The organism is Psychrosphaera sp. (assembly GCF_982872775.1).
Map to the genome: position 1 here is coordinate 1 of NZ_CEYNSH010000084.1, position 3,626 is coordinate 3,626.

The window sequence follows — 3,626 nt, forward strand, 5'->3', positions numbered from 1 at the left end:
CGTGAAAAAACCAATTACGACCACCCTGATGCGTTTGAGCACGACCTTTTAATCAAGCACCTACAAGAGTTAAAAGCTGGTAAAGCCATTGAAATGCCTCAATACTGCTACAAGACTCATACTCGTTTGAAAGAAACGACAAAGGTAGAGCCCGCGCAGGTTATTTTAATTGAAGGGATCATGTTATTAACCGAGCCTAATCTTCACAAAGAGTTTGATATCAAAGTGTTTATGGACACACCACCAGATATTTGTTTAGTGAGAAGACTAGAGCGTGATATAAAGCAGCGTGGACGCAACTTTGACTCAGTAATCAAACAATACTTGAACACGGTGCGCCCGATGTACCAAGCATTCATTGAACCTTCAAAGCAAGTTGCAGATTTGATTGTTACGAACGGTGGTAAAAACCGTATCGCCATCGATGTGCTCAAGGCTCAAATTAAACAGCTATTGATTGGCTAATAAGCAATTAGATAAAGCGACTTAATCGCTATAAAAAAATAAAACGAGTACTCTGTTCTACAAAGTACTCGTTTTTTTATGCTTGTAAGATGTATTAATCAGTCTTCGCTATTTGACGCAAATATAAGGTATTTTTCTGGTGCACTCACCTTGTTTTGTTTTGCCTTATACATCGCAATGTCAGCTTGTTTTATAAGTTGCTCTATATCTGCTGATGTGTGTGGATAAAAACTCACACCCACACTCATCGAGATTGTTGTAGGCGCATCTTTATCACCAAAGTAAAATGGTTGTTTTATACTTGAATCCACTTTTTGTAACACGTTTTTAACGGACTCCTCATCTTCAGCTTGAAGTAACAAGACAAATTCGTCGCCTCCCCATCGGATGGCGACATCATTTTTTCTCACATTACGCTTTAGTTGACCCGCTACAAACTCCAAAACTTCATCACCAGCATCATGCCCGTATATATCATTGACAGCCTTAAAACCATTTAGATCGAGCAGTGCCAATGCAAAGTGATGTCCCTTACTTATTAGTTTAGCGATAAGTTTCTCACCGCCATTTCGATTATAGATCCCAGTTAGAGAGTCAAAATCTGCTTGAAGAGCTAGTTTTTGAAGCTCTTTTTTACGTTTAGAGATATCGTTGAGCGTAAGTTGGTAGTACTTCACTCCATCTTCGGCAATTATGGGGTTAGCAATGAGCTGTACCCACACAAGTTGATTGGTATTTTTACAACTTAGCTTAAATTCACCCGTCGCAAACTCGTTTCTGGCAAAAGCTTCATAAACACTTGCTTTTACCGCTCGGGGATCATCAAAAATTTGCTCTAATAACTCTCCATAATCCTGTTTTTCTTCAAAACCCATTCGCTCAACTAATTCGTTGAACGCATTATTCCGCAATTGTATGAAGCCATTGTCTGTCATTAATACAATAGCGGATTTGGCGTTTTCAAACAGCATTCGAAAGCGTTGCTCCAAAAATTCAATTTCGCTTCTCAAATGCCTTTCTTGATTAAACTGTTGCTCAACTTTTTCAAGTAACTGGTTGGTATCTTCTACTAAGGTGCCTATTTCACTTTTTGCGTGATAATCAGGCATATTGAGTCTTTGAGGGGTTCCTGGTGCTATTTCATGCAATGAGCGACCTACACGAATCATCGGCGCAATAATAATCATATAGTTAATCACCAACGCCACCAGCCCTACAACAGCCGCCAACACATAGAGGGAGTAATTATTATCATTACTAATCTCTGTCGCTTGCTCAATAATGTGGTTTGCATTGGGGTAAATAGACACTTGAGCTAACTGTTCATCTGGAATGAAAGGATGATAAACCACAAAAATACGTGGCTCTGTACCCTTTGTTATCGCCTCTTCAACATTTACCTGGTAATAGATTTGCTGACCTTTGATAGACGCAGCAAGAATCTTTTCACTTTTCACCAAGCCATTGACCGCTTCTTTGGCGAGGTCCTGATCTTCTAAAAAAGCTGAGATAGATGCGGTCGCCGACACCGTTTGGTAAAGCTCTTCAATATCATTATTTGCTTCTGTTATTTCATGTTGGTAAGTCGCACGATAAAAGAACTCAGCAGTCAATAAAACAACGATGACTGAGACAGCAATTAAAAATATAGAAAATCGAACACCTAGACCATGAATATTAATCAAATCTATATACTACCTTCATTTCATCAGTGACTTCAGACGCGTAAACATAAGCTAATGCTGACGCATCAGAAGACAAACGTTTTTGGATATCCTTAAAAGAGTTCTCCATTGAGGGCGGTTTGGCACGCCCTGAGAATTTTAGTCTTGACCAATATGCATTCACTCGTGCCAACGGAAGTCCTACTAATGCTTTATAGAATTTAGCTTTTAGTTCTTCATCGTTAACTACATCAATAGGATTGGCAGATGCACCGTTAGCAAATGAATTGTATTTGCCCATATATAAGTCAATTAACTCGCGTTTCTCTAATTCGTTTATTTGATTCTTACTGCTAGTTACCACAACAATTGAATTCTCTTGGGCGTATGAGTATCCGGTCGTAAACATCAACAAGAAGAGCGGTACAATAAATAAAAGCCTCATACACAATTTATTAGCCTGCTTGGCGGATGTAATAAGTGAGTAATTCGTTTTCATAATAGTACTCACTAAAAACTAAAACTCAGAGCGAAAAACAACGAATGGGCCACCTTATCAGTCGTACTAACAACCGGCCCCCTATCGGCCCTTAAGCCTGCACCGCGTGCCGAGATATCGGTACGCTCTACTTGGACTTTGAATGCCAGTTGTTCGGCCAAGTCCCAGCGCCAACCAATTGAAATCGTAGATTGGTTATGCCCAAGTGAGTTCGCTATTTCCTCGACAAAAAGAGCCAGCTCTCTCGTTTGTGGGAGAAGTGGAAAATCAGGTTTTTCTTGTTCAAGGTAATAAGGATCGGTATCAGCAAACGAATATAATACATAGTAAGTATGCTCGCCGTTTAAATAGCTGAGGTTTATGAAGCCATTTAAAGAGTGACGAAGGCCCAATGACGTAGAGTCGATATGAGATAGCTCGCCTGATAAGTGATAAGACCCCATATACCTTTCAGCGTATACCGAAGAGTATTCAATCTCTGCATCTTCAATACTTAACTGCTGAGAAAAACCAATCGCTCCCGGCCAGATAGGCTGCAACTGCTGCACGAGCGGTAAAATAGCTGCCGAATCAGGGTTATTATTGGCAGCGTCAGTTACGGTGTGTTTAATTGAAAAACTCCAATCAAATGAATCAAGCTCAATACCTACACCAATTAAGTTTTCAAATCGAATTGGGCGGTAGGCATTACTCGTAAAATCACTTTCCGCCTGACCACTAATCGCCTTAATCGAAAAATTAAAATTATTAAAAGGCCTTGAATAGGAGATATCAAAACCGTCAAAACTTCGAGTTGGTAAAACCCCATAGACTTCAGTAGGAACTTTAACCCAAGGGTAGGAAATTCCTATATCTCTTGTGTCACTAAACTGAAAGATATCTGCCGCACTTCTGCCAGCACGAATTTGCCAATTACGATTAAGGTTGTAGCGAAAAAATGCCATTTGGGTGATAGAGTCTAAGTCTTGATTATCTTGCTCGCGGTATACAAATTGCCC

At 39.9% G+C, this 3,626-nt stretch carries 4 protein-coding genes; 1 reads left to right on the forward strand and 3 read right to left on the reverse strand.

Translation table 11 applies throughout. The features are described 5' to 3' along the window. The coding region (udk, locus tag AC4E96_RS13925) for a uridine kinase (protein WP_490256254.1) at window positions 1–465 on the forward strand (465 nt) is incomplete at its 5' end. A gap of 98 nt (window positions 466–563) precedes the next feature. On the opposite strand, the gene AC4E96_RS13930 is transcribed toward udk, so the two are convergent. The 3 genes from AC4E96_RS13930 to AC4E96_RS13940 form a co-directional block, all read right to left on the reverse strand. Further along, window positions 564–2,150: a sensor domain-containing diguanylate cyclase gene (locus AC4E96_RS13930; protein ID WP_490256255.1), complete on the reverse strand. Its 1,587-nt coding sequence runs from the start codon at window positions 2,148–2,150 to the stop codon at window positions 564–566. Next, window positions 2,143–2,628: a hypothetical protein gene (locus AC4E96_RS13935; protein ID WP_490256256.1), complete on the reverse strand. Its 486-nt coding sequence runs from the start codon at window positions 2,626–2,628 to the stop codon at window positions 2,143–2,145. The genes AC4E96_RS13930 and AC4E96_RS13935 overlap by 8 nt, the downstream gene beginning before the upstream one ends. An 11-nt stretch (window positions 2,629–2,639) precedes the next feature. Beyond that, window positions 2,640–3,626 (reverse strand): hypothetical protein (locus tag AC4E96_RS13940; RefSeq protein WP_490256257.1); only part of this gene is annotated, 987 nt, incomplete at its 5' end.

Excerpts from the sequence above, each read along its gene's own strand:
- AC4E96_RS13935 (WP_490256256.1), bottom strand. The coding sequence starts at position 2,628 with ATGAAAACGAATTACTCACTTATTACATCCGCCAAGCAGGCTAATAAA.